Origin of the sequence: Klebsiella sp. Ech2A (genome assembly GCF_030078455.1) — a bacterium.
Classification (GTDB): Bacteria; Pseudomonadota; Gammaproteobacteria; order Enterobacterales; family Enterobacteriaceae; genus Klebsiella; species Klebsiella terrigena.
In genome coordinates this window covers 1-3,625 of record NZ_JAQGFU010000305.1, presented here as the reverse complement: position 1 = coordinate 3,625, position 3,625 = coordinate 1, and the positions used below count along the sequence as shown (strand labels likewise).

Sequence of the window (3,625 nt, the reverse complement as noted above, 5' to 3'; positions counted from 1 at the left end):
GTCCTGGCGCTTATCCAGGAGATTGCCGCCAACGGACAAACGATGATTATCGTGACTCATGAAATGGAGTTTGCCCGCCAGGTCGCCTCCAGAGTGGTGTTTATGGAAAATGGCGAGATCGTGGAGCAGGGGCCGCCTGAGCAGATTTTTGGTGCGGCATTGCACACGCGGACGCAGGCGTTTCTGGCCCGATTACGTTTTCACGCCTGAGGTCAACTCGATGAATCCACAACCGCTATTTACTCTCGACGATCTGCTGTTCATTGTGCCGAAATTACTGGAAAACCTGCCGGTTACGCTGGGTATTACGCTGGCCTCTCTGCTGCTCGGCCTGGCGCTTGGGCTGGTGGCGGCGGTCCTGCAGTTTAGCCGTTCATCGCTATTGAGCTGGCTGGCGAAAACCTATACCGATGTGCTGCGCGGGGCGCCGCTGGCTCTGTTAATCCTGCTGTTCTTCTTCGGCGGCAAACTGATTCTCTCCGCACTTGAGCTGCCGGCGTTACTGATTAGCGATATGACCTTTGCCATATTATCTATCTCGGTTGGCATTAGTCCCTATTTTGCAGAAATGCTGCGCTCGGCATGGAACGCCGTAGATCCAGGACAAAAAGAGGCCCTACGGAGTCTGAATATTCCCTGGTATATTGGCATCGCGCATGTCATTTTTCCGCAAGGACTCATTATCGCCATTCCCAACTTTGGCAATCTTTTAATCAACCTCGTAAAGATGACCTCGCTGGTTAATATTATTGGCATTGTCGATATTTTTGGTCGGGCACAGAAAATATCGCAGAACAGCTATGGCGCGAAGCAGGTTGCGGCATTTATTAGCGTCATTCTTATTTACTGGTTGCTTAACGTTATTATCTTTTATCTCACTACGCGCATTGAGAAAAAGTATCAATATTTACTGGAGTAAAACACGACTATGTTTAGCATCGATTTTATCCGGGATAATTTCACCTTTATACTCAGCGCTCTACCGATAACCTTGCTGATTACCTTTTTAGCGTTAATTTTCTCGACGCTGGCAGGAGCCATTCTGGCCTGGGTGATGATCCGCGACGTGCCGTACGTGAAATATCTGGTCACGGTGTTTATCTCTTTTGGCCGCTCGATCCCCATGCTGGTGATGCTCTATTTTGTTTTTTACGCCTGGCCGTGGCTTGCCAACGGGCTTTTTGGCGGACCGCAGGATACCCCGTTCAGCTACAAGCTCTCGCCGCTGGTGGCCGCCGTAGCCGCTTTTTCAGTGGTGTTTAGCGCGTACTTCGCAGAGACGTTTCGTTCGGCGTGGAATTCGGTTGAAAAGGGGCAGCGAGAGGCCGCATGGTCGATAGGCCTGACCGGCTTTACCCAGTTTCGGCGCATTATTTTCCCGCAGGCGGCGGTCTCCGCTTTACCCAACTACACCAGCGTCCTGATTGACCTGATCAAGGATACGTCGCTGGTTTATACCATCACGGTGGTTGATGTTATGGCAAAGGCGAATATTGCTGCAGCGCGTGGTTTTCATTACGTGGAGGCCTACTGCATCGTCCTGATTATTTATATTGCGCTCTGTCTGGTGCTTACCCGGATATTGCGACATATCGAGGAGTATCTCAGTAACCGGTGGAAAAACCATGCGCCAAAAGTGGTTCCATCTCACTCATTTTGGGGAAAGAAGTATGTTCAAAAATAAGGTGTTAATGTTGGGGTCGCTGCTGTTGGCAATGCAGGTCACGGTGGCCCAGGCGGCCGAAAAAAGCGCGAATGCGCAAACCGTTGAGGTGGTGGTCAACGCGAACGGATTCCCGTTCAGCTTTGTGGATGATAATAACAATATTACCGGCTACGACGGTGAGTTATTAAAAATCATCGATCGGAAGCTCACCAACTATAGGTTCCATTTTAATGCGGTCTCCCGGGATGCGATGATCGTCGGTTTGTCCACCGGCGCCTATACCCTCGCAGCGGACCATTTTTATCTCACCAAAGAGCGCGCGGCACAGTATGCGCACTCTGGCCAGCCTTCGGGTATCAGCGACCTGCGTTTAATTGTGCGTAACAACGAAAACGATATTCATACGCTGGGAGATCTTGCCGGCGGTAAGAAGAAACTGGTGCCGATTCATACATCTGATGCGCGCTATACCGTTATCGATAACTACAACAAAAAGCACCCCGGCCAGCAAATCAATCTCCAGCCGAACGGCGAGCAATCTGCGGCGGACATTTTCAAAGCCGTTGCCTCCGGAGAGTACGATGCGGCTATTTACCCGATTGGCGCATTATTGGCGTTAAACAAAGCTCTCAATCTTAATCTAAAAGCCTCTGAGTCCGTCGGCTTGTTCCCCAACGTCTATTTATACAAAAAGAGTGCTGACCCGAAACTGATCGAAGCTATCGACAACGAGCTTGCCGCCCTCAAAAAGGACGGCACGCTCGCCGAACTGTCCCGCAAGTGGTACGACGAAGATGTTTACGCTTTACCGGGGGCGGAAAACGTCAAAGTGAACACCGACTGGGAATGATTGTTTAAGGGGAGTGCTGCCTGATGAATACAAAACAGCCCGCTTCGGGGCACAACGCACCGAGCCTGGACGACGACGTTACCCTTGCGCTGCGCGCGATCACCGAAAAGCGCGCCGCGACGCTAGGCTATTTGCTGGATGAATCCCGGCAGCGCAATCAGCCCGACGATTATGCGCGTGACGCTATCCGCCGTTATGGCCTTGATATCGGGCATTCCTTCCGCGCGAAGATGCGTCGCGGCAACGATTTGCAGGAGTTTGCCGCTCTATTTACCCGCGGGCTGGAATCGCGGGTTTACGAAATGGAGGCCGTTTCGGTCAGCCCGTCAGAGTTTATTGTGCTGTTCCATTATTGCCCTTACGTCAACTGCTGGCGTCAGCAGGGGCGCGATGCCCGCCAGATTGAGACGCTGTGCGATATCTGCATGGTAGGGGATCATGCGTTAACCGATGCGTTCGAGGGCATGCAGTTAGCGGTTGAGACCGCGCTGGCGCGGGGTGATGCCGCCTGCCGCCTGCGTTTCTCCCAGACTCAGGAGGCGTAATGACAACATTAAAATGGGATCACGTCGTTCAGTTTGTGAACCAGCCGGCCGAGGCGATTGCCGCGTTTGCCGGCCACAAGCTCAGCGCACTTGCCGGCGGGCGTCACCCCGACTGGGGGACCTGGAATGCGCTCAGCTATTTCGGGCTGACCTATATCGAATTTCTCGCCATCTACGATCGTGCCGAGCTGGCGTCGGCGCAGGCCGATTTTTTGCTCTCCCGCGACGCGGCGCAGCTGCTGCCGGAAAACCAGGCTCTGCATCGGGTGGCGCTGCGCACGGATGATATTGACCAGACGCATGCGGAGTTGCGCAGCAAAGGGCTGAATGTCTCTCCGATTGTCGACGGCCAGCGTAACGATCCGCAGGGCAATATCATTCGCTGGCGGATTTTCACTGTCGATGGCGATTTTAACGGCCTGCCGTATCCCTTTATTTTGCAGTGGGGAGAGGGCGATGACGCACGTCTGACGCGGCTACGTGCTCAGGGGCTCGACGGGCCGCATCCCGCAGGCGAGGTAACATTGCAGAGCGCAGTTTTTGCGGTGCAAGACCCGCAGGCCG

Annotated in this window: 5 protein-coding genes and 1 pseudogene; all 6 read left to right on the top strand. The window is 53.5% G+C overall.

Translation table 11 applies throughout. The features are described 5' to 3' along the window. Positions 1–210 (top strand): annotated as a pseudogene (locus PFH44_RS25955) (amino acid ABC transporter ATP-binding protein); the annotation flags it as partial. A 10-nt stretch (positions 211–220) separates the two neighbouring features. Beyond that, on the top strand, positions 221–919 hold the full coding sequence (locus PFH44_RS25950; protein WP_045858106.1) for an ABC transporter permease subunit: 699 nt from the start codon (positions 221–223) through the stop codon (positions 917–919). A 9-nt stretch (positions 920–928) separates the two neighbouring features. Next, on the top strand, positions 929–1,684 hold the full coding sequence (locus tag PFH44_RS25945) for an amino acid ABC transporter permease (RefSeq protein ID WP_045858104.1): 756 nt from the start codon (positions 929–931) through the stop codon (positions 1,682–1,684). Next, on the top strand, positions 1,671–2,516 hold the full coding sequence (locus tag PFH44_RS25940) for a transporter substrate-binding domain-containing protein (RefSeq protein ID WP_283826611.1): 846 nt from the start codon (positions 1,671–1,673) through the stop codon (positions 2,514–2,516). The genes PFH44_RS25945 and PFH44_RS25940 overlap by 14 nt, the downstream gene beginning before the upstream one ends. A 23-nt stretch (positions 2,517–2,539) precedes the next feature. Beyond that, positions 2,540–3,061 carry an L-2-amino-thiazoline-4-carboxylic acid hydrolase gene (locus PFH44_RS25935; protein ID WP_283826610.1) on the top strand — a complete coding sequence of 174 codons (522 nt, stop codon included), beginning with the start codon at positions 2,540–2,542 and terminating at the stop codon, positions 3,059–3,061. After that, a partial coding sequence (locus PFH44_RS25930; RefSeq protein WP_283826609.1) for a VOC family protein occupies positions 3,061–3,625 on the top strand: 565 nt, incomplete at its 3' end. The genes PFH44_RS25935 and PFH44_RS25930, both read left to right, overlap by 1 nt.

What these genes read in the sequence shown, in the direction of transcription:
- PFH44_RS25950 (WP_045858106.1), top strand. Translation starts at nt 221, where the DNA reads ATGAATCCACAACCGCTATTTACTCTCGACGATCTGCTGTTCATTGTG.
- PFH44_RS25935 (WP_283826610.1), top strand. Translation starts at nt 2,540, where the DNA reads ATGAATACAAAACAGCCCGCTTCGGGGCACAACGCACCGAGCCTGGAC.
- PFH44_RS25940 (WP_283826611.1), top strand. Translation starts at nt 1,671, where the DNA reads ATGTTCAAAAATAAGGTGTTAATGTTGGGGTCGCTGCTGTTGGCAATG.
- PFH44_RS25945 (WP_045858104.1), top strand. Translation starts at nt 929, where the DNA reads ATGTTTAGCATCGATTTTATCCGGGATAATTTCACCTTTATACTCAGC.